Below are 20,890 nucleotides of genomic sequence, written 5' to 3' on the forward strand. Positions count from 1 at the left end.
TAGTGTATTTTGAAACAAATAAAAATAATATGCGGAGATGTACTATACTACTCCTTTGTCTTATTCTAAGTACGAGCTTGGGGTGTAAGGATTCCGGAGCTGTAAAAAAGGAGGGGGAAGCGGAAGCTACTTTTTACACTGAACCATTTCGACCACAATATCACTATTCTCCTCCGGAGAAATGGATGAATGATCCCAATGGCCTGGTGTATTATAAAGGGATCTACCATTTGTTTTATCAGTATTACCCGGATGATATCGTATGGGGACCTATGCACTGGGGGCATGCCACCAGTACGGATATGTTACACTGGGAGAACAAACCAATCGCCTTGTATCCTGATAAAAACGGACTCATCTTTTCAGGAAGTGCGGTGATAGATCACGATAATACTTCAGGTCTGGGAACTGCTGATAATCCGCCGCTTGTTGCTGTTTTTACCTATCATGATATGGAGAAGGAAAAAGCAGGGGGAACCGACTTTCAAACACAGGGGGTTGCTTACAGTCTTGATAATGGGGAGAGTTTTGAAATGTTTGAAGGGAACCCGGTTATTCGCAATACGGAGTTCAGAGATTTCAGGGACCCAAAGGTGTTTTGGGATGAAGGTTCCGGAAAATGGGTGATGGCTTTGGTGGCCGGAGATCATCTGCAACTTTACCGCTCGGATAATTTATTGGACTGGACGTATATGAGTCGGTTTGGCTCAGAACAGGGTGCCCACGGTGGGGTATGGGAATGCCCGGATCTATTCGAATTGCCGGTTGCAGGGACCGATGAGAGCAGGTGGGTTTTGTTAATCAGTATCAATCCCGGGGCTCCCAATGGAGGAAGCGGCACACAGTACTTTATAGGGGATTTTGACGGAACCAGCTTTACTTCCGATCAAGAAGAAGCGAGATGGCTTGATTGGGGAACCGATAATTATGCGGGGGTTACTTATAATAATGTGCCAGATGACGATCGTATTTTTATAGGGTGGATGAGTAACTGGTCATATGCCAGGGATACGCCTACTGAAGTTTGGCGAAGTGCAATGACCCTGCCCAGGAAATTAAGTCTGGTAAAGATAAATGAGGAGTACACTTTAACGAATTATCCAATTTCAGGAATTGAAGAGCTGTTAAACGAACAGTCGGGCCTGAATATTGAGATCCCTCCGAATACCAGTGAGGCCATCGTTCTCGAAAATGGGAATCAGAGCGCTATTCACTTTGTTAGCCCGCTGACAGATTTTTCGTTATCATTTAAGAATGAGGCAGGGGAGGAATTGCTTTTAGAATTAGACAGTGAGGAAGGCCTGCTTGTGCTCGATCGTTCAAAAAGCGGCGTTGTTGATTTTCAGGAAATGTTTGCCAACATTCAGCAAATGCCCCTGGATAATTTGCCGGAAGGGGATCTAGAATTTGATATTTTCCTCGATGCTTCCTCTGTAGAGGTATTCGTAAATAAAGGACAGTTTGTGATGACCTCCCAACTGTTTCCCACCACAAGTTTTGACGAATTGGTTATCAGCAATGACGGAAACAAAGTGTCACTAGTTCCTGAACTCAGGACGTATAGTGTAAAAAGAATATGGAGGAGTGGTGACTAGGAAATAGTCTTTTTGATTTGCCCAATTTGATAGACAGGGGTTTCTTCCCAGCTGATCATCGCATTGATGCATTTGAACTGATGGAAATTGAATATCTCATTGTCCCTGATAATTCTTTCTTTAATAATACTCGCTTTTAACAATCGGGCTCTTCGTGTTCCTTGCAGCAGGGGGTGTTTAGGTGTTACCCATTGGTCGCCATCAAAGAAAACCAAATTAGCATAGGAAGAATCATTAATTTCTCCATTTCTGCACATGATTATTTCATCCTCTTCCGATTTGTTTAATAAATCCATTATCCATTGCCTGTCCTCAAATTTGTAGGGGTAGTCGGCAGATCCAATGTCAACAAGACAAAAAGTACTTAGCTTTTTAATACGATAAGGGACAAATTCTACTGAAACCTTTCCATGCAAGTCGTAAACAACCCTGCATTTAAAAATACCATTGAGATATTCTTCAGGTACGGAGATGACTTCATCCAGTATGAAGGGATTAAAGTGGCCAAAATGATTAAAGGTTTTGCTCAAACGAAGTTGATGTTCTTCGAGTAAGGGAAATTTGCCATTTTCCAGGCGTATGGATTCAATAAACCGGTACATATACTTTGTCTATCATTTCCTGGTATTCACTTTCCAATGTACTCTGGGCCGTAATCCCCCCTCCGCTTTTAAATATACCATTCTGATCTATAAAGCGTATAAGAACGCAACTATCCAGGGCTGTGCCATCAAAGATACCTGCTACACCTGTATAATAACCCCTGGGCAGTCCTTCAATTTCCTGAATTAGCTCGCAGGTTTTTGGTTTGGGTGCGCCTGAAATGGAGCCTGCAGGCAGCATCTCCTGCAAAAGATCGCCTATGGAAGTCCTGAATTCAGGTAATAGTTTACCCCGTATTTCAGAACTCACCTGCCCTATCTCCTTTCCTTCAGATCGAAGTACTTCGTAATATCTGTATTTAGTAACCTCTACACTTCTTGCAACTTTGCTGAGATCATTTCTCATCAGGTCAACGATGGTGGCGTGTTCCGCTGCTTCCTTGGCATCGGCCAGGATAAGCTGTTTCGCTTGTGGAATATCCGCATTGATGGTGCCCTTCATGGGATAAGTGTAAATATATCCGTCATCTATCTTTATAAAAGTCTCCGGACTGAAGCTAACAAACTCATTTTCGAGGTATACGGCGTATTTTGACCTCGAGCTGTAGAACACGGTTTTCAGGTCTGTATCAGTTTGAACAGGGGTAGAAACTGTCAGGTTGAGAAGATAACTATTACCCAGTCTGAGTTCCTTCTGAACAGCTGAAAATTTTTGCTCGTAGGCTTCAAGGGAAATGGGATATTTTTGAAGGGCAAACATTTCTGAGGCCGGAAAATCAATGCGGTTTGCATTAGACCTTCCATTAAAGTCGTACAACACCTCCCGGGGAAGCCTGTCGAGCGTCCATGCTAAGGGATGCATTTGTTCAAAATCGATTATAAATAAAAAAGGAATGCCTTCCTTACCCCAGGCATTCATCTTTTCCCATATTGATTTCATCAGCATGATTTGAATTCACAAAGAAAAGAAAAGCAATCTAAGGTTAGAGGATGAGTTGTCAAATATTGCTGGCGAAGAACTAATAATTCCTTTAAATTCAGTAAATTAGGGTAATAACCAAAACCAACCATAAAATGAAAAAACTGTCAATACTCATAATTCTATTTGTTGCTATTAACGTCAGTGCTCAGGAGGCGTATTTTACTTCCTATAATTTTATTGTGGAACCCTCTCAGCAAAATACCGTTGTAAAATTGATTTCCGACTATTTCACCGCAAATAAAACGGAAGGAGTTACTGTGTCTTTGTGGGAAAACCATTTTAATGATCCGGGGAATAATTTCACCCATATGATTGTCTTTTCCGGGTCCCTTGATGCCATGGGAAATCAGTATTCCAATGATGGGGGAGCAGAGTGGATGCTATTTATGACTCAGATCAACCAGCATATCAAAGATGGTTTTAGTTCATCCATGGGGAGAAGACTGGCCAGCTGGGGAGATATGGAGGCTTCATATCCTGTTCAGAATTATTATATCATACAGGTTGAAAATTCAAATGCATTCAGATCAGCCTATGAAAAATACCAATCCTCGGCAATGCGGAAAGGTTGGATGAATATGTACGGTGCATTTACTACCGGTGTAGGCCCCGATGGTGGCTCACATTGGGCCATAACCGGGCATAAAGATTTTAAAAGTGCCATGGGAGGCTCCAGTGCAATCCTGACGGAGTCTGAAAAAAAGACAAGAGACAAGGCCTGGAATACTTTTAGGGAAACCAATGGTGGCGCTAAACTGGTCAGATCAGGAACCCGTGTCATGTTAGGCATGTGGTAAAATTAAAAACCCTCTCCAAGAGAGGGTTTTTAATTTTAATTAGTAAAGGGATCGTTCCACTTTGTTTTTAACCGGATCAAGAGATTGAAGGTAGTCATAGATTGCACCGGCTTCCTTATCCGTAAGTTGGGTGTAAGGCATCATGGGATAACTCAGAGCTGGTTCCCCTTCAATTTGCCCGTACTTTACTGCCAGGACAAATTGTTCCTTTGTCCATTTTCCGATTCCGGTTTCATCATCAGGGGTCAGGTTGGCAGTTAGTTTAACACGGCCTTCGAGATCAAGGGGTTTGTTCCCTCCAGCAAAATAGCCTTCACTCAATTCTGGTTTAAGGAAATTATTCGTCTTAAAATCAGCAGAATGACATGAGAAGCAATCCAGGTTATGGGCGAGGTATTTACCCACGGCTATTGAATTGGTTGAATCTGGTAAAGGGATACTCTTATCCGGCATTGGCAGGGGTTTCCATTCCAAACGACTCAGCATTTTAGTGAGAAAGGATGGTTTTGACGGGGTATCAGGAGTAGGATCAGGGTTTACCAATGGATCATCCGACCTTAAAAAAGCGATAATAGCATTCAGGTCCTTGTCAGCCATCACAGGGAGTTTGGCCATATAAGGCGGACTGTATTGTCCGTCTTTTTTAATTCCAGTTCGCAAGAGGTATAGCAATTCGGCATCCGTCCAGTTGTCAATACCTGCATTTTCGTCCTGGGTGATGTTCTGGGAGTAGATTTCCCCAAATTCCGGCGGGGCATCCAGCATTCTTGTACCTGTTAGCTTTCCTGTGCTTTTATTCATATGACAGTTGGCACATAACATAGTGGTTAGCTTTTTACCGCGCTCTAGGGCCTCAGGGGTAGCAACTGCAGTAAATTCAATTTTCTCAATTTCATAGGTGGGAATATCATTGGCACCGATATAGAGGCCAATAGCGATCAGAACCAAAATGAGGATTCCCATGGTCATACCGAAATACTTTAATATTCTTTTCATTTTTTAGTTTGATTTATATGGTTGTTGCAAGTGTGATTAACGGTTTAAACTTTACTTGGTAAAATCCCGAATTTATCCTTAAAGCTTTTTGTGAAATAGGACATATTGGAATAGCCCACAGAGTAAGCAATTTCCGATACGGTTCCCGCCTTATGTTCGAGCATATGATGCGCCTCATTTAACCGAATTTCAGTGATAAGTTGGTTAGCCGATTTGTTGATCAGGGCTTTTAATTTTCTGTGGAGCTGGGATCGACTAAAACCGACTTCCCGACTGAGGTCTTCTACGGAAAAACCCTCATTATCCAGATTTCCTTTGATAGCCTCAACAACTTTGTGCAGAAATGAATCATCCATAGACGTTAATTTCAAATCCTTGATAAGCAATAAATCTGATGCCTTAAAATGCTCCCAGATCTTTTTTCGCGCCTCGATTAGATTCCTCATTTGAAGAAGTAACTCTTTTTCATCAAAGGGTTTTGTTATATAGGCATCCGCACCCTGGGTAAGACCCTCAAGTTTGTTAGTCTGGCCGACTTTGGCAGTAAGCATGATGATGGGAATATGGCTGGTCTTGGTATTATTTTTAAGGCTATGGCAAAGTTCATATCCATCTTTTCCGGGCATCATTACATCACTGAGTATGATATCAGGTATATGTTCAATAGCCATTCGTTCCCCCTGTAATCCATCCTTTGCCGAGAGCAAGGAGAAACTATCTTGTAGTATATCCTTGATGTAAGACCTCAGGTCTTCATTGTCTTCGACTACCAGAGCCACAGGCTTATCATCCTGATTTTGAGATTCTAGAATATTTGTTTCCAGTGGTTCTTTTTGTAACTCTATCTCCTCGTTTTTAATTGAATCTTGGTTTGCAGAAACAGGTAAGAGTTTGAGGGCTACAGGGAGTCTTACCGTAAAGGACGTTCCTTTACCTTTGGTACTCTGAACCCTGATCGTACCATTATGAAGGTCTACCAGTTCTTTGGTTAATGCCAAACCGATTCCGGATCCCTTTTCTTCCGATCCTTCTACCCGGTAAAATCGCTCGAAGATTTTGTGAAGCTCATCGGTTTCTATCCCTTCACCGGTATCCCGAATATCGATTTTAAGGTAGTCATTATCATTCTGAACAGACACAGAAACCGCACCGCCCATAGGGGTGTATTTAAATGCATTGGAAAGTAAATTGGTCATAATTTTTTCCAATTTATCCGCATCATACCAGGCATGGGAAAGATCTTCGGGAAAACTGGTGCTCAGGCTTATGTTCTTCCTTTCTGCAAGGCTTTCAAAAGAATATACCAGGGTGCGTAAAAAGCCAATCAGATTACCTCGTTCAAGCTGAAGCTGGAGCTGGCCACCTTCCAGTCTTGAAAGGTCGAGAAGCTGGTCAACAAGGGTTTGTAATCTTAGGGCATTCTTTTTAAGAAGGTGAAAGTCTTTGTTTTCAAGGGCAGTTTTTGGTTCCTCAGGGGAATTCCTTTCGGCTTTATTCAAGGGCCCAAGGATGAGGGTAAGGGGGGTCCTGAATTCATGGCTGAGGTTGGTGAAAAAACGTGTTTTTATTTCAGCCAGATCTTTAACTCTATTCATCTCATTCCTGGATTCCTGCATGGCGAGTTGCTGTTTCTGTGCTGCTATTGTAAGTTGTTGTTGCCTGTAAGCTATCCCGAAAGAGTAAGCGATGGTCTGGAGCAAAATGCCCACGGTATATGGAGCAAATGAAAGTCTTATATAGCCTTCAGACCAAAGTCCTCCTAAAAGTGTAAAAGAGGTAGCTATTATAGCTCCTATACCAAAATATCGTGCAAACCTATCTTTTTGTAAAGCAAGGATAACAGAAAGTATTAAGCCAAAGAATGAATAAAGGATAATGAACTGAAAATGGAAGGAGATGTTCTTGTTCATTACTGCTGGTGTTCCTACAGCAGCCATTATCAGTGACGCCACTATAGCAATGATCATGATAATGGGCAGTGCCAATATAATCTTATCTAATCGGGGGAATTTCCTTTTGGTATTGGCAAACTCCCGTCCAAAGAACCAGAACGTAAATAGCATGGAATTGGGAATTAGTAACCAGACAGGAAAGCGGAGCGATGGGGCATTGCCCAATAGGTATTCTGTATCCAGGCCGATAGCCATGGCCTGAGTGAGTGTGCACAGTAACAGCCAAAGGGAAAACCAAAAGAAGATCCGCTGACGCAGGTAGAGGAATTGCAGAAAATGGTACAGGAAAATGATAAAGGTTACTCCAAAAACCAAAATGTCGAAGGAAGTAGGAAACGCAAATAAGGGATGATAGTTCTGAAATGCGGGTTTTCTCAGGCTGGGGTTGAAATAAGGAAACCAGCCGAAACTGTTTCCCTGTACCCGTATGTACAGGGTTACTTTTGATTCGGCAGGGATATCTAAATTTACCCTGTTCAGGATCCATTTTTCAGGGATATCCCGCTCTGATTTGGGATAGCCAACTCCGGTCTTTTTATGATATAACAGCTCCCCGTTTACGACAGTATAAACATCCACTTTACCATTGCTGCGAATCTATGCGATGTCGCGGGGTCTGGGATCTTCTAAGTGCAGCTGCCAACCTTCAAGTGCCGCCTGTGTTTCAAACGCAATCTTACCCCAATAAGTAGTGCCAATGTCAAGATTTTTAGGAAAGTTTTCACGGGGTCTGAACTGCAGGGAAGTATCTCTGAGGATTTGGGTTAACTCATAGCTACCATCCTTTTCAGGGAGTACAAAAAGATATGGTTTAAGATCATGTACCGGGTGAATCGTATCCAGTTGATAAAATTTCTGATCTTGTGCCTTTGTGGCAAGACTCAGCAGGAGTATAAGTAGAGGAATAAACGTATGCGCTACTCTCATTTTTGTCTTGGTCAGGTTATTTTAGTTCGGGCCGCACCTCAGGGATGACAGGCAACGGCCCTCGCTAAAAATAAGGTACTAAAATTTTGTCATTTCCTTTAATATGATACTATATATCTCTGTGCTGGCATCATAGCTTATTGTATATCGCTTCGGATAATACCCTGCTTGCTGCCAGGATGCCGGCTGCCTGATTTCCTGATTTACGGAGGCCTGACTTTCCAGGAATTCCATGGTTACCATAGGCTCCAGGAAATTTACCTGGGCATCATATTTACCATAGATGAAGGTGTGAGTGAAAATGTCGGTTCCTGCAATCTCAGGAGAGAGCAGATCAATAATATGCGCGCCCATTCGCGGTACTCCACCGGGAGTTTCCAGGTACATGGGAGGCAGGTAATCTGCAGCTAAAGGAGCATTGAATTGTATACTATCTGTAGGACTGATCAGATTTCTCTCAGCCATCGACATAAAATAAAAGTGTATATCGAAGTGTGGTCGGTCATAAACATTCATTGGCTCATGGCCATGCTCATTCCAGTCGAGGGTGACATGGTCATAAGGAGCGACAGAGATCTCAGATGGAAGGTCGAGCACAAACTCATCTGCATGCATGCTTCCGGTAGGCAGATTCACCAAGGCACTGGCATTAAATTGTACTCCAATTTCCAAGGGATTTTGGCTGGCGTCGGTCCTAATATAGGTCCACGCTTCTCCATTTCCTACAGGAACCCTGCTACCTGTAAACTCGGTTGCTTGAACAGGTTCCTGTAATGAGTTGTCGTCTTTGTCACAGGAAAAGCATAATCCTGCAATTACGAATACTAAAAGTTTTTTTGATGGTTTCATTTAATTGAGGTTTTTGTTTCCTCAAAACTGCCTTTAAATAATTGATAGCAGTTAAAATATTAACTCAATAAATAACATTTTTGTGTCACTGGGAAGTGAGTGCAACAATTGTGTTAGAGGGTGCAAGAATAGTGACAATTGCCTGTGGGCAATGATGGTTTGTACTTTGAACTGATGTGGAGTAGGGGCCGGAGAATTAACCTAATTTTATCGCCAAATAGGCTCTTTTGAAAGCCGATCTTTCTATCGGAGGAAGATCAGGCGTTTAAATGTTTTAAAACGGCCTCTTTAATTTCGGGATACCTTGTTTGTATAAGCCAGTGGCCCGCATCCAATTCCAGGAAGGTATAAGGGCCTTTGCAATATTGATGACCTTCGCCAACCCCATAGGCCCCAATTGCCATATCCTTATTACCCCAAATAAAAAGTGTGGGAACCCCTATTTCTCCTATTTCTCTTGTGTTGGATTTTCCCAAATTGGCCCGGTAGTAATTCAGGGCAGCAGTTAGTACTTTTCTCTTTCTAAAAACAGAAAGATAATCATTGAGCTCTTCTTTAGTGCTGGATTTCCAAAGCTTTCTAAACGCCTCAAAATCATTCTTCCTGATTGCGTATTCTGCTATGAAGGGAACCACGAGTTTTTTGATGTACCGACTTCGATACTGCTGGTCTTTATCAGTTTGTAACGCCTTGTAGAATCCTTTTAAATGAGGAACGGAAAGAGCCGTATAACTAATGAGGCTATCCGAAAACGTATAGGCAAGTTGCCACCCTATGACTGCGCCCCAGTCATGTGCAATTAAGTGAAATTTGCTTTTTCCTAAGGCATTGGCCAAGTCCAGTACATCCTGAACCAGCATTTCAATGTGATAATTCTTTTTCCCTTTTGGACAGGCATTAACACTATAGCCTCGCATATTGGGCGCGAGGCAGTAGAATCCTTCGGAGGAGAGATCAGACATAAGCGATCGCCACATAAAGGAGGTTTCGGGGAATCCATGGAGCAGGACCACCAGATCGTCCTTTTTATTCCCAGCCAACAGGCAGTCGAATCGCAACTTACCCAGGGCAATTTCTTTGTGTTTAATTTTCGGGCCTTGTGGTTTTTCTATTTCCGACATTTACCTGGGTTTAAGATGTAAGGAACCAGTATACATAACCACAGGAATCGCAGATATAATTATCAGCTTCCTTGTTGGCCCAATCGAGTTTAAAGAAGGTCATTCCTTTGGTATTCATAAGGGTTTTTCGCATCCAGAAAGTATCATTTTCACAGACCGGGCATTTAAGCTCTTTCCCCTTTATAGTTCTTTTAGATGCAACAGGTCGGTCTTTCATATTTTTTAAATCTATAGTTTGATCAGCAGGTCTATCCCGCATTTTCATATGCTTCTTTAATCCAGTCTTTTAGTTCTGTATCCACATCGTCGGGCTTTTCCAATCGAACCCTGTGCGTGCACATGGTGCCGAAAGGTCCCGAATTTTCAAGTCGGTCTGTAGTAGGCTTCCCCTTGATCTTCAGGCCGAGGTCGAGGCGGGATTTGGTTGCCGGATTTACCAGGGCGAATTGTTTTTTTCTGATAAAACTTACGGTAGTCTTTTTTGGTGTGATGGTAACATCATCCCCTAAAGAAGTGACAAACACCTTTAACTGGTCGTAAATGGGCAAGAGGTGTTCTTTTCCTTTATACTGAGTAGTTAAAAGGTCGTCAGGGGATGAGCCCTGGTCCTTGGATAGGTGGACAATAGTGTTTGCAAATCCATGGGTGACACCGTGTTCTTTTTTGAGAAAATTAACCGCTTCAGAATGTTTTCCAAAAGATTTGGCTTTCAGTAATTTTATCCATTCTTCCAGCGTTTTGCCTGTCTTTTCGGGCATATTCGCAATCATGGTTTTAAGAGCCGGATCCATAGGAATTAAGTTTGTTTTAATTCGTATTTAACTTAAAAATAAGCTATTTGAAATTAAGCAGGGAAGAGTAATTCCAGAAAGAGCTGAAAAAAAATAGGGACACGGAAGATTGCTCTATCCGTGCCCCATAGGGTAACCAAACTAACTCAAACCAACTATGAAACTCTAAAGAATGGGTCCCCGTTTATTTTAATGCTTTTGCGAGCTTTGATCAGGCTCAGATCATAACCTCCGAAAAGACTCAGATAATCTTCAATGGATGTTCCGTAAGCGTCTTTGACTACGGCTGTACCCTGAGTGCGCAGGTATTTTTTTACGTTTCCCGGACCCGCAAGGTGTGCAGCGGCAAGAAGGCCCGATTCTGTAATTAGTATTCCATTGATCTTTGTGCCCGAAAAATTCTTAATTTCTCTTCTGAGGACCCATTTGTTTCTGGCTAGGTTGGCAGCGAACACTGTTTCCTGTAGTTCAGCCGAATGAAGGAATTTGATGGAATCTCTAATTCCTAAAAGAGCCAGGGTACCCGAACCAAACTGGTATTTTCCCATATACCCAAGGGTATTGATGCTACTGTAATTCCCACGAGACTCTTTAAAGCCAACCGCTTCTTTAAATCCTGTGTATTTCCGCCAAACAAGTGGGGCACCGGAACCCATGTGATCTGTTGTCAAAAGTTGCGGATGGTGTGTGTCCGGACCTATACACTTATCCAATACGCCCAGCTGAAGGGAAAGTGGAATTATTGCCAGTTGAATTTCCGGTCTGACTTCAGTATCAGAATACGAATTGAAGCCATACCCCAATAGGATCACAAACATCAATATACCTACAGAAAATATTTTTCTCAATTTCATAATATCCATCTTAGAAGAATGATAGCACTACCTATGATGCTCAGAATCAGCAATATATTTTCAAAGGTCCTTTTCATTGTAAGATCATTGTGCTTTTGTACTTGCATCGGATTAACGTATTAAGTTTTTGACTAATGATTTTTCAGATTTGGCCTCAGATTTCCTGATATCGCCGCAAAAAGAGGCTCCTATAAATAGTTGTTCATCTTTCTGCGAATTAATTTTTTCAAGCAGAGAAGTTTTACTTTTTTTTCTTCCCCAGAATTCTCTATTCCAGTCATCAATTTTTCTTTTCATTTTCCCGAATGTTGTTATAATAGGTTCAGGGTGCCAAGCAGCCCTCTTTGTTTATTTGAATCAAAAAGAGAGCTAAAAACTTTTTTAAGCTTTCGTTTTAACCTGTGAAACGGTAAATGCCAGTTTTTGACCGACTTGTTGGCTCGTTTCTCCAATCGCCTTGCCTCAATTATTGTTGGTACTATAAGCACCACGGCAAGGAGAAAAACCAGGATACTGATGATAAAGAATATTGGTGCCAGGTTAGTGTATTCCATTCAATTTTGATCTTAATTTATAAAGGGGTATTCCATTTGTTTTTGGAAAACGGTCAAAAATAGAAGCGGAATTGTTCAGGGAAAGTAATTGAAGAAGGAGGTTAAGAAATAACGATAAAACGTTCGATTATATCGATGAAATACACTAAAATCAGAAAAATCCTACAAAATATATAATTGATAAGGTTGGAAACTCAAGGCCAATTCCTATTGACGAAGAAAGGAATAGAGTGTATTAAGCAGCTCCTCTTTGTCAAATGGTTTTGCGAGAACCTGGTTCATTCCGGCTTCTTTGTACGCCCTTAGATGGTCTTCATAGGCAAAGGCGGTAATCCCGATTATGGGAATCTGTTTTACCTTCTTAAATGGAAATTCTCTTATAATACGCGTAAGCTGATCACCCCTTGTATTAGGAAGGTTGATATCCATCAGGATAAGGTCGTACTGATTCTGAATCACTTGTTCAAGGACCTGCGCACCATCGCTGAGAATATCGAGATAAAAATGCCCCGTATCCATCAGCATTTTAAAAAGAACTGTCAGTACTCTCTCATCATCTTCTACCAGTAAAATCCTGTACTTTTTACCCGATCCAACTATTTTTTGGGAAGTTGCCGATGTAGTTGTCCCGGTGGACACTTTCATGTCTGATTCCATGGGGATTCTGAGATCGAGATCAAAGGAAAAAACCGAACCTTTTCCAGTTACAGAGTTCAGTTGCACCTCACTTCCCATCAGAAAAAGCAAGCCTTTGACCAGAGCAAGCCCGAGCCCGGTACCTTGTTCCTTTTCAGGTGATGTGAGTTGCGAAAATGTTTCGAATATAAGCTCGTGTTTGTCTTCGGGAATGCCTCTTCCGGTATCTGAAATTGAAAAGTGCAGATTCGCTTTTCTCGCATATTGCTGATTAAAACTAACTTCCAGGGATACTGAACCTTCATCGGTATATTTTATGGCATTATCAAGGAGATTGGTCAGAATTTGGAACAAGCGCTTTCTGTCTCCTTCCACCCACTTTGGCACACGTTGATCCTGAGTATAGGTGAAGCTCAGGCCTTTTGCCTTTGCCTTTGTTTTATAAGTAAATGAAAGCAACTCCAGCATTTTACCGAGATCAAATATAGCCGCTCGGATTTCAAGCTTTCCGGAAGCGATCATACTCAGGCTTAGGGTATCTTCCAGTAAAAGTTTTAAATGCGTCTGTGAGTCACGCAAAACTTCTACCATTTGTTGTTGTTCATTAGACAGCGAGGTATCTCCCAGTATCTGGGTGATGGCCATACTACTCATAAGGGGATTGCGGAGTTCGTGACTAAAATTCTGTATAAACAGGTTTTTAAAGCGTTCGCGTTCTTCCAGTTCTGCATTTTTAATAAGGATAAGCTCTTCATTGATAATCGACTCATTCCTTGCCTGAGCTACCTCCTGATAACTGTTGTAATGCGTGGTAAGATCCTGGATCAAGATCATACTGCCCTGTTCCAGCCTGGTAACTTTTATGTCAGTGATGAATTCCTGTTCCTCTGCAGAAAGATGAATACAATAAAAATGATGTTCTTTTTCCGGTAGGGATTTCAGACTTTCCAGGCTTTCAAAAAAGGGGTATAGGCTGAAGAGAAGATCTCCTTTTTTAATGGGGAGGAAAGACCGATTACATTCTTGAATTACTCCATCGGTATCGAGAAGGATAAGCTGAAAGTTCGCTTTAAAATATTCTTTTTGATACTGATCAGGCCTCATCGTTCAAAAGAATTGCGAGATCATGAAATGCCTCTTCCACGGAATCTCCTGTTTTGGCGCTCGTAAGATAGTTGTATGATATATCGTTTTGTTCCAAAATGTGTTTGACCTCCTCTTCCTGCATAAGATCCTTCTTATTGCCAATAACGAGCAGGGGTCGTTGAGGAATTTTTTTTGCAACGATCTCAAGGTCTCTGTTCAGATGCTGGAAAGTAGAAGGCCTGCTGATATCAAATACAAAAATCACCCCATGGGTACCCAGGAGGTAAGCATCCCTGATCTGCTCAAGCGTATCTGTCCCTTCCAGGTCCCATAAGATCATCGAGATAGAATCTTCGTCTGATAACTCAATAACTTTCTTGGTGATATGAACTCCAATGGTCACTTTGTATTTATCAGAAAACTGGTCGGAGACAAATCTGCGGATGAGAGAGGTTTTGCCGACTCCGAAATGCCCCAGGATAACTACTTTTTTAGATTTTTGCATTGCCGAAGCTTGCTTCCAGTTCCTTCTCCAATAGAACTTTATCTATGGTTCGTACAGCCTTACCTTCCTTTTTCTGTTCCTTTGACTTAAAGACAAGGTCGAGATTCATGGCCATAAAATTGTAGTAAAAATTAAAGATGATGTCCTGGAGTTTGTTCTTGGAAGTAAGGTGGTAATCTCCGGAGATCACAACGGCGACATAGTGGGTTACAAAGCTTTGCAGGTGAATGTTATACAATTCGTACTGGATGAGTTCGAGGTTTTGATTTTTCTTCTGAAAAGCGTCTTCAACAAAACTTTTGATAGCAGTGAGCATTCCCGAAATCATTTCTTCGTCAATGGAATTGGTAACAGAATAACTGGCTTTTAATATTCCGGTATCCCGTTCAATCAGCAGTACCTGTTCAATAGTTGCGGAAGAAAGCTCGCGCATAAGGAGCTGTTCTTCTGAAGGGCCTCCGAACCAGGAACGCATTTTCCGTTTAAAGCGTTTGATAAAACCAAGCTGATTGTCAATTTTCTCTGAAAGGATCTTTATTTCCTGAGCCACATATTTCTTGACCATCTTTCCCAGAACAGGATATAGGGCATCCACTACCTCATCCTTGTGGTTTTTGATCTCCTTTTTTAAGGTGGCTGTTATTGTAGGTCCGAGAGTATCAGGAATACTTTTCGTAAAAGCATTGATCTTTTTATCTACCAGGGGGTCAACCCGGGCAGCAAGTTCCTTCTGGTCATTGACGATAAGCTCTACTAACTCTATCCTTTTGGCTATATCCTGTACAGCTCCCCTGTCGTCGGGGAAGAGGATATCCTTTAGGATCTCAAGTTTGGCTTGCTCATCCAAGTTAGTGACCATGTGAAATGTTTTATTTTTTCTGAATTTTTTCTCCTAACTCGATAAGCAGTTCTCCCAGTTCTTTTTTCTGGATCTGGTCCTTTTCGATGTCTTCAAAACGCGACTCTAATTTATCTTCGAGTTCGGTAATCCGGATGTTGATATCGGTAGAAACATCGTCTATGGACATCCGCAGGTCAGTCCTTACGGCTTCAATTAGGTCTTCCAGTTGTTTTTTCTTGCTGAGGATATCCTTTTTCAGAAGTTCGAATTCGGATTCGTAGGCCTGTATGTTTTCCCCGAAGATGAGGTTTTTGATCAGTTCTAATTTGGATGCTGTTTCCAGGTCCTTTTTTTTGTTATCGCCCAGAGTTGAAAATTCCTCGTTGGTCATATGGGTTGTGTATTTAGTATAACTATCAGCCTTTCAGATAAATAAAAAGTGACAAAAAACGAAAGGGCCTCAAATATAAAAAAAATAACGGGGACCTTGCCAGTAAAAGGGGCAATAGCTACTTTTAAAAGACAAAATGAAGAATTTGAGCCATGGGTAAGGGTTTAATGATAATGCTGGTAGTATTTCTCATCATAGCAATAATTGGATGGGTTCTAAATGTATTGAGCAAAGTTCCGGAGGAAAAGAAAAAGAAATACCGAAAGTATTTACTTGTATTTTACGGTATCTTCCTGATCATGCAGGGTGCAGTGGCCATCTATGACCAGGCTTAATTTAAGTGGTTGGCGTTCTTACAGCTGGTATTGGGAATTGTATTAATAGGAGCCGTCACCCTGGGGAAGCAAGAAGAAAATTTTGAACCCTGCAGCTAGGCCAATTATTCCTCCAGACTAAACAAATCTTCAACACTGCATTTAAATATCCTCGCTAATTTAAGTCCGAGTTCGAGGGAAGGAAAATATTTATTGTTTTCAATGGCATTGATAGTTTGTCTGGAAACGCCCAGGCGTTGTGCTACATCTTCCTGTGTCATCCCGTGGGTAACCCTTTGGATCTTGATAGTATTCTTCATAATTACGATTTGTAGTGTTTATGAAGGGAAAAACGCAACTTCAGATTAAAGAAGAGGATGATGGTAAACAGATTAAAGATCAACACGTTAAAATACATGATGTCATAGATCAGTAAGGTGGCAAGAATCACTACGGTGTAATTTACATAGAGCGACCAGATCAGGGAGTCGAGGCGCAGTTTGCTGATGAGCTCATCTTCGATTTTTTCCCTGCTGAAACTGTGGATCATTCCCGATATAATGATAAGAACCGTAAAGAGCTCATCCAGGATGCTATTTTTCATCCAGCCGTTGCCGCTGCTGAACATACTGTCTGTTCCGAACAGGTCGGGAACGGAAACTACAAGAACTTCATCAAAACCGTCTGTGATCCAGAGGTAAAAACCGAATATCAGGGCGAGGTAAAATATCCAGCCGGAGATTACTTTTAATCGATTAGGAAAAAGATAATTTTTCATGATTACTGAGATTAGTTAAAACAAATGTATAAAAAATATTACATAATGTAAAAAATATTATACATAAAGTAAAAAAAAATAGACTAATTGATAATTCTTAAGCTGCGTTTACTCTCCATAATTATTATTAATCGCCTATGTCGATATTGGAATAAGCGTAGGTTACACTAATTGATTTTTTGTGAAGTATTTGTAGAGTGCATAGGCCGAAACCGCTGCCCAAACTCCTTCGAGAATAATAAAGGGAATATAATTGATAAGGAAGGAAGCCAGACAGGCCAGACTAGCCCCGATTAAATTCAATAGGATGTAGGAGAGCTGATGCCTGGAAAGTTTACCTGTGATATTCAGGGCAAATGCCAGTAAAATCATTAAGACACCAAATGAACCGATCCAGTCTGCGAAGGTCATTGTAACAATATTTGAATTGGGTTAGCTATGGTAAAGGTACATCATCAGCAAACATCTGTATTGGTCCCCTCCGGTTTCTTATAATCGGGGATCCCCAATTTATAAAGTATCTATAAATCCTGTATTCGAATTTTTTAGAGGAAAAGAAAGTAAATAGTCAGTTTTAAGTAATCTCTGATTTTTGTTCTATATTATCACTACTTTATTTTTTTAAAATTATCTGAATAAAACACAAGCTAGTAAATTGTCATGATCTCTATGAAAGTGTCACTAAGAAATATCAATTATACTTTAATCACATTTAGTCTTTTGATTACAATAGCTTGTAAACAGACAGGAGACAAAGGAAGCAACGAATTACCCCGTATTGCCATTGCAGGATTGGCCATTGAGTCGAGTACCTTTTCTCCGGCCCAATCCCAGGTCGATGCTTTTCACGCACGAAGAGGGGATGAGGTATTTTCATATTATCCCTTTATGCACCAGGATTCAACAACGCGAAAGCGAGCCGAATGGTTTCCTGCATTACGGGGTCATGCCTTACCCGGGGGAATTGTTACCAAAGAAGCTTATGAAGAGTTAGTAGGTGAGATGATAGATAGATTGGAGGAAAATGCCCCATATGACGGACTGTTTTTTGATATCCATGGAGCGATGAGTGTTGTGGGCCTGGACGATCCCGAAGGAGATATGATTAGTCGTATCCGCAAAGCATTGGGCAAAGATTTGTTGATTTCCACATCCATGGATTTGCACGGTAATGTATCCGAACAATTGGCTGAAAAAACCGATTTAATAACCTGTTACCGTATGGCTCCGCACGAAGATGCCATAGAATCAAAAAAGCGCGCTTTGGTAAACTTACTCGATAGAATTGAAAGTGGAAAAGGAAAGCCAGAATACAAAGCCTGGATTCCGGTTCCTATTCTCTTACCCGGTGAGAAAACGAGTACCCGCATTGAACCCGCCAAAAGTTTATACGCAAAAGTACCTCCTTTAGCTAATCAAGAGGGGGTCATTGATGCGGCCATTTGGATTGGTTATGCCTGGGCAGATGCCCCTCGAAATCACGCGGTGGTTATGGTTACCGGCGATGACAAAGAAAAAGTAACCACTGCTGCTGAAGAGTTGGCACAAAGTTTCTGGGCCGTTCGGGAGGAATTTGAATTTGTAGCCCCGGTAGCCACCTTGGAAGAAAGCCTGGATATGGCAATTAAAAGCGAGAAAAAACCTTTTATGATTAGCGACATGGGGGATAATCCTACGGCTGGTGGTGCGGGCGATGTAACATGGACCTTACAGCAGATCCTGGCCCGACCTGAATTTAAAAATGATGATGGCCCATCTTTAATTTACGCTTCCATTCCAGGCCCTGAGTTTGTTGAAAAAGCTATGAACGCAGGAGTAGGCGCTGTAATCAGTGGTAAAGCCGGTGCTGCTGTCGATGCGCGTTATGCTCCACCTGTTCAACTAAGTGGAACCATTAAGGCCATAGAACATGGCGATAAGGATGCAGAAACCGAAGTTGTAGTAAAGGTGGGGAGCGTTCTGGTTATTGTAACCAAGAAGCGCAAACCCTACCATCACGAATCAGATTTTACCCGCTTAGGGCTAAATCCGAGAGAATCTGACATAGTGGTGGTTAAAATTGGCTACCTGGTACCTGAGCTTTACAATATGCGTGGAGATTGGATCATGGCCTTAACCCCGGGCGGCGTTGATCAGGACCTTCATCGATTAGGCTATAAGTATATCAAACGACCTATGTTTCCACTGGATAAGGATATGGATGACCCTGATTTGTCAGCTAGGTTGATTCCGCTTAGCAATCGAATAAAGATGTGAACCCATTTTATAGATGTGAAATTCCGGTCGATATTCACTAGCGTCTTAAGGTAAAATATCCGTTTGCAATTTTTGGTGTATCGTCTTCCTTATATTCAACTTGAAACCAGTAGGTGTCAGAAGGCAGGTCTCTGCCGTTCCATGATCCATTCCATTCTGGCTGATTCTCAGTAAGTACTGTAATTAGAACTCCTAACCGGTTAAAGATATAAACGGTCATATCCGTAATGCCGGGGGCTCGACTTACGCTCCAGGTTTCATTGATATTATCCCCATTTGGAGTAAAAAAGGTAGGATACCCAAGGATGACGAAGGTTGTTGTCAGGACCTCGCATCCGCCTTCAAGGGTTATTTCCAAGCGATGCGATCCGGGGAGAACATTTTCAAAAATCGGGGAGGCCCGAAATGGGCCGCCGTCTAAACTAAAGGAATATATCAAACTTCCACTTGTATTTACAGTCACCTGATAATTACTGCCAAATTGAGTTGGCATCGTAAGGATTTCCAGATCTGATGGCGGAGATGCAAGAACAACCTCCACAGTATTTGTAAAAATGCAACCCGTTCTAAAATCTTCAATCAAGACATCATACCTCCCGATCTGGTCCGTCATAAGAAAGGGTTCATCAGCCGAGCTAATTTGTACATCATTGAATAGCCAACTGAAGGAATAGTCGTTTTCAGACAGCCCGGTTTCCAAAAATACCACTTGATTTGAAGTATTCGGGCAGATATAGTATTCAGACTTTAGGCTGATTTCGGGCTGGGTATAAAAAATAAACGGAATCTCTGCAATAGCAGGACAATCGTTTTCTGCTGAGCTGGCTCGGACGAAAAGGCTGGTACTTTGACCCAGGCTGAGGATATTTGGAATTGGATTTAGCCCCGATTCGGCATCCTCCTGTGAGCTGTGCCAGGTTAGTTGTAGATCTAACTGTCCCTCGGTCAGTTGTTCGCTTATTGAGTTGAGGTCTATTTCAGCAGTTCCATTGCCCGCCCCACAAGCTAAGACTTCTGAGACTGAATTTAGAATTGGAGAAGCGATGACCTGTATTGAAAATTCCCCGATGGAATAAGCTCCTGTCTCTGTATCGATTAGTCGGTAGTAAATTATTTCCGGAACTCCTGTACTGTTATATGTTTCGGAATTCAGGATATTTCGATTGTTGATAGCATCATCTGATGAAGAATAGAACAATACTTCCAGGCTCTCTCTTCCATTAAAAATACTTTCATGACGATCCGACAGACGAAAAGACACTGCGCCATCTGAATCTGAATCACAGGCGATCAAGTCTGAAACCGGAAAGATATCAGGAATTCGATTTACGTAAATTAAAAAATTATCAATTGCACTATACCCGGTCGTTGGATTCTCCAATCGACAATAAATCGGTTGTGGATTTGTCGTATTGGAATGCATGGGATCGAGTGGATTGAAACCGCTTGAGGCATCAGCTTCATTAGAGTAGTAGGTTACCTCAAATTCGAAAGGACTAAGTCCATTGAGAATGGCGCCATCGTTCTCAGTCAAATCAAAGGTTTCAATTTCATCCCCACTGGGGTCGTCGTTTCTAAAAAGATCCTGCGGTTCGCCAGGTTCAATTACAGGGGTAAAGCAACTTACTGAAGCGAACCAGCCCTCGTAGGGGTTGGGTACTGACATCATTATGGAGGTAAAAGTAACGGTAAGACAACCTTGAGGATTCCCTTGAGAAGCCTTTACAAGAGTTCGTTCAAAGTCTAATGCAGTAATGTTATTTATGGTTAGCAAGAGAGGGGCATCAACAGAGTCTCCATCGTAGACTTTTAGAAAATCACCAGATTTTATATCGGCAGCAATAAAGTCGATTCGAATCCGGTCTCCGGCAGTTTCCGGGCAAAAAGTAAGAATACCATTTTCATTATTTCCGTAGGGATTAGGACCGCCACTGTCGAAAAAGTCAGTGCTACATGTTACAAGACTAATTTCGAAGCCCGGACTGTTATTTCGGGGGGGCATGTTGATAGTTTCAGCCTGTCCGAAGAGTGAGGTAGCGTTGAACACAAGTAATATAAGGCAG

24 protein-coding genes are annotated in these 20,890 nt (G+C 41.7%); 4 read left to right on the plus strand and 20 right to left on the minus strand.

Features of this window, described 5'->3' with window-relative positions:
• Positions 1-29: 29 nt before the first annotated feature.
• Positions 30-1,595, plus strand: a complete 1,566-nt coding sequence (locus AB8P51_RS08175; RefSeq protein ID WP_369748314.1) for a glycoside hydrolase family 32 protein — start codon at positions 30-32, stop codon at positions 1,593-1,595.
• On the opposite strand, the gene AB8P51_RS08180 is transcribed toward AB8P51_RS08175, so the two are convergent.
• Entirely contained in the window at positions 1,592-2,197 is a 606-nt protein-coding gene (locus tag AB8P51_RS08180; protein WP_369748315.1) for an aminotransferase class IV, read from the minus strand. The two genes, AB8P51_RS08175 and AB8P51_RS08180, sit on opposite strands and share 4 nt — an antisense overlap.
• Complete coding sequence (locus tag AB8P51_RS08185; protein WP_369748316.1) at positions 2,181-3,137, minus strand: aminodeoxychorismate synthase component I; 957 nt, start codon at positions 3,135-3,137, stop codon at positions 2,181-2,183. The genes AB8P51_RS08180 and AB8P51_RS08185 overlap by 17 nt, the downstream gene beginning before the upstream one ends.
• A gap of 134 nt (positions 3,138-3,271) precedes the next feature.
• On the opposite strand from AB8P51_RS08185, the gene AB8P51_RS08190 reads away from it, so the two are divergent.
• Positions 3,272-3,976, plus strand: a complete 705-nt coding sequence (locus AB8P51_RS08190; RefSeq protein ID WP_369748317.1) for a hypothetical protein — start codon at positions 3,272-3,274, stop codon at positions 3,974-3,976.
• 39 nt (positions 3,977-4,015) lie between these two features.
• Here AB8P51_RS08190 and AB8P51_RS08195 read toward each other — a convergent pair whose 3' ends face one another.
• From AB8P51_RS08195 to AB8P51_RS08260, 14 genes are all read right to left on the minus strand, one after another.
• Positions 4,016-4,972: a c-type cytochrome gene (locus tag AB8P51_RS08195; RefSeq protein ID WP_369748318.1), complete on the minus strand. Its 957-nt coding sequence runs from the start codon at positions 4,970-4,972 to the stop codon at positions 4,016-4,018.
• A 44-nt stretch (positions 4,973-5,016) separates the two neighbouring features.
• Positions 5,017-7,503: an ATP-binding protein gene (locus AB8P51_RS08200; RefSeq protein ID WP_369748319.1), complete on the minus strand. Its 2,487-nt coding sequence runs from the start codon at positions 7,501-7,503 to the stop codon at positions 5,017-5,019.
• A gap of 18 nt (positions 7,504-7,521) precedes the next feature.
• Complete coding sequence (locus tag AB8P51_RS08205; RefSeq protein WP_369748320.1) at positions 7,522-7,851, minus strand: hypothetical protein; 330 nt, start codon at positions 7,849-7,851, stop codon at positions 7,522-7,524.
• Between the two features lie 78 nt (positions 7,852-7,929).
• The gene (locus AB8P51_RS08210) at positions 7,930-8,700 is read right to left on the minus strand and encodes a DUF5602 domain-containing protein (protein WP_369748321.1); all 771 of its coding nucleotides are present in this window, start codon (positions 8,698-8,700) and stop codon (positions 7,930-7,932) included.
• 257 nt (positions 8,701-8,957) lie between these two features.
• Complete coding sequence (locus AB8P51_RS08215; protein ID WP_369748322.1) at positions 8,958-9,821, minus strand: alpha/beta hydrolase; 864 nt, start codon at positions 9,819-9,821, stop codon at positions 8,958-8,960.
• Positions 9,822-9,831: 10 nt separating this feature from the next.
• Positions 9,832-10,038 carry a hypothetical protein gene (locus AB8P51_RS08220; protein ID WP_369748323.1) on the minus strand — a complete coding sequence of 69 codons (207 nt, stop codon included), beginning with the start codon at positions 10,036-10,038 and terminating at the stop codon, positions 9,832-9,834.
• A gap of 31 nt (positions 10,039-10,069) precedes the next feature.
• Entirely contained in the window at positions 10,070-10,612 is a 543-nt protein-coding gene (locus tag AB8P51_RS08225) for a DUF4287 domain-containing protein (protein WP_369748324.1), read from the minus strand.
• 155 nt (positions 10,613-10,767) lie between these two features.
• Complete coding sequence (locus tag AB8P51_RS08230) at positions 10,768-11,466, minus strand: peptidoglycan-binding protein LysM (protein WP_369748325.1); 699 nt, start codon at positions 11,464-11,466, stop codon at positions 10,768-10,770.
• A gap of 111 nt (positions 11,467-11,577) precedes the next feature.
• Entirely contained in the window at positions 11,578-11,763 is a 186-nt protein-coding gene (locus AB8P51_RS08235; RefSeq protein ID WP_369748326.1) for a hypothetical protein, read from the minus strand.
• Between the two features lie 14 nt (positions 11,764-11,777).
• Positions 11,778-12,020, minus strand: coding sequence for a hypothetical protein (locus tag AB8P51_RS08240; protein WP_369748327.1), 243 nt, complete (start codon positions 12,018-12,020; stop codon positions 11,778-11,780).
• Between the two features lie 207 nt (positions 12,021-12,227).
• A complete protein-coding gene (locus tag AB8P51_RS08245) occupies positions 12,228-13,760 on the minus strand; it encodes a hybrid sensor histidine kinase/response regulator (protein WP_369748328.1) in 1,533 nt (510 codons plus the stop codon).
• Positions 13,750-14,247: a Rab family GTPase gene (locus tag AB8P51_RS08250; RefSeq protein WP_369748329.1), complete on the minus strand. Its 498-nt coding sequence runs from the start codon at positions 14,245-14,247 to the stop codon at positions 13,750-13,752. The genes AB8P51_RS08245 and AB8P51_RS08250 overlap by 11 nt, the downstream gene beginning before the upstream one ends.
• Complete coding sequence (locus tag AB8P51_RS08255; protein ID WP_369748330.1) at positions 14,234-15,106, minus strand: cell envelope biogenesis protein OmpA; 873 nt, start codon at positions 15,104-15,106, stop codon at positions 14,234-14,236. The genes AB8P51_RS08250 and AB8P51_RS08255 overlap by 14 nt, the downstream gene beginning before the upstream one ends.
• Positions 15,107-15,116: 10 nt before the next feature.
• Positions 15,117-15,479: a fructose 1,6-bisphosphatase gene (locus AB8P51_RS08260; protein WP_369748331.1), complete on the minus strand. Its 363-nt coding sequence runs from the start codon at positions 15,477-15,479 to the stop codon at positions 15,117-15,119.
• A 152-nt stretch (positions 15,480-15,631) separates the two neighbouring features.
• Here AB8P51_RS08260 and AB8P51_RS08265 point away from each other — a divergent pair, with 152 nt between their 5' ends.
• Complete coding sequence (locus AB8P51_RS08265) at positions 15,632-15,814, plus strand: hypothetical protein (protein ID WP_369748332.1); 183 nt, start codon at positions 15,632-15,634, stop codon at positions 15,812-15,814.
• 104 nt (positions 15,815-15,918) lie between these two features.
• Here AB8P51_RS08265 and AB8P51_RS08270 read toward each other — a convergent pair whose 3' ends face one another.
• The 3 genes from AB8P51_RS08270 to AB8P51_RS08280 all read right to left on the minus strand — a co-directional run bounded on the left by AB8P51_RS08270 (position 15,919) and on the right by AB8P51_RS08280 (position 16,982).
• On the minus strand, positions 15,919-16,113 hold the full coding sequence (locus AB8P51_RS08270) for a helix-turn-helix transcriptional regulator (protein ID WP_369748333.1): 195 nt from the start codon (positions 16,111-16,113) through the stop codon (positions 15,919-15,921).
• 2 nt (positions 16,114-16,115) lie between these two features.
• Positions 16,116-16,571, minus strand: coding sequence for a hypothetical protein (locus AB8P51_RS08275; RefSeq protein ID WP_369748334.1), 456 nt, complete (start codon positions 16,569-16,571; stop codon positions 16,116-16,118).
• Positions 16,572-16,733: 162 nt separating this feature from the next.
• Positions 16,734-16,982 carry a hypothetical protein gene (locus AB8P51_RS08280; RefSeq protein WP_369748335.1) on the minus strand — a complete coding sequence of 83 codons (249 nt, stop codon included), beginning with the start codon at positions 16,980-16,982 and terminating at the stop codon, positions 16,734-16,736.
• 258 nt (positions 16,983-17,240) lie between these two features.
• On the opposite strand from AB8P51_RS08280, the gene AB8P51_RS08285 reads away from it, so the two are divergent.
• On the plus strand, positions 17,241-18,827 hold the full coding sequence (locus AB8P51_RS08285; protein WP_369748336.1) for a M81 family metallopeptidase: 1,587 nt from the start codon (positions 17,241-17,243) through the stop codon (positions 18,825-18,827).
• 37 nt (positions 18,828-18,864) lie between these two features.
• Here AB8P51_RS08285 and AB8P51_RS08290 read toward each other — a convergent pair whose 3' ends face one another.
• Positions 18,865-20,829: a T9SS type B sorting domain-containing protein gene (locus tag AB8P51_RS08290; protein WP_369748337.1), complete on the minus strand. Its 1,965-nt coding sequence runs from the start codon at positions 20,827-20,829 to the stop codon at positions 18,865-18,867.
• Positions 20,830-20,890 lie beyond the last annotated feature (61 nt).

Origin of the sequence: Muriicola sp. SD30 (assembly GCF_041205185.1) — a bacterium.
Classification (GTDB): Bacteria; Bacteroidota; Bacteroidia; order Flavobacteriales; family Flavobacteriaceae; genus Muriicola.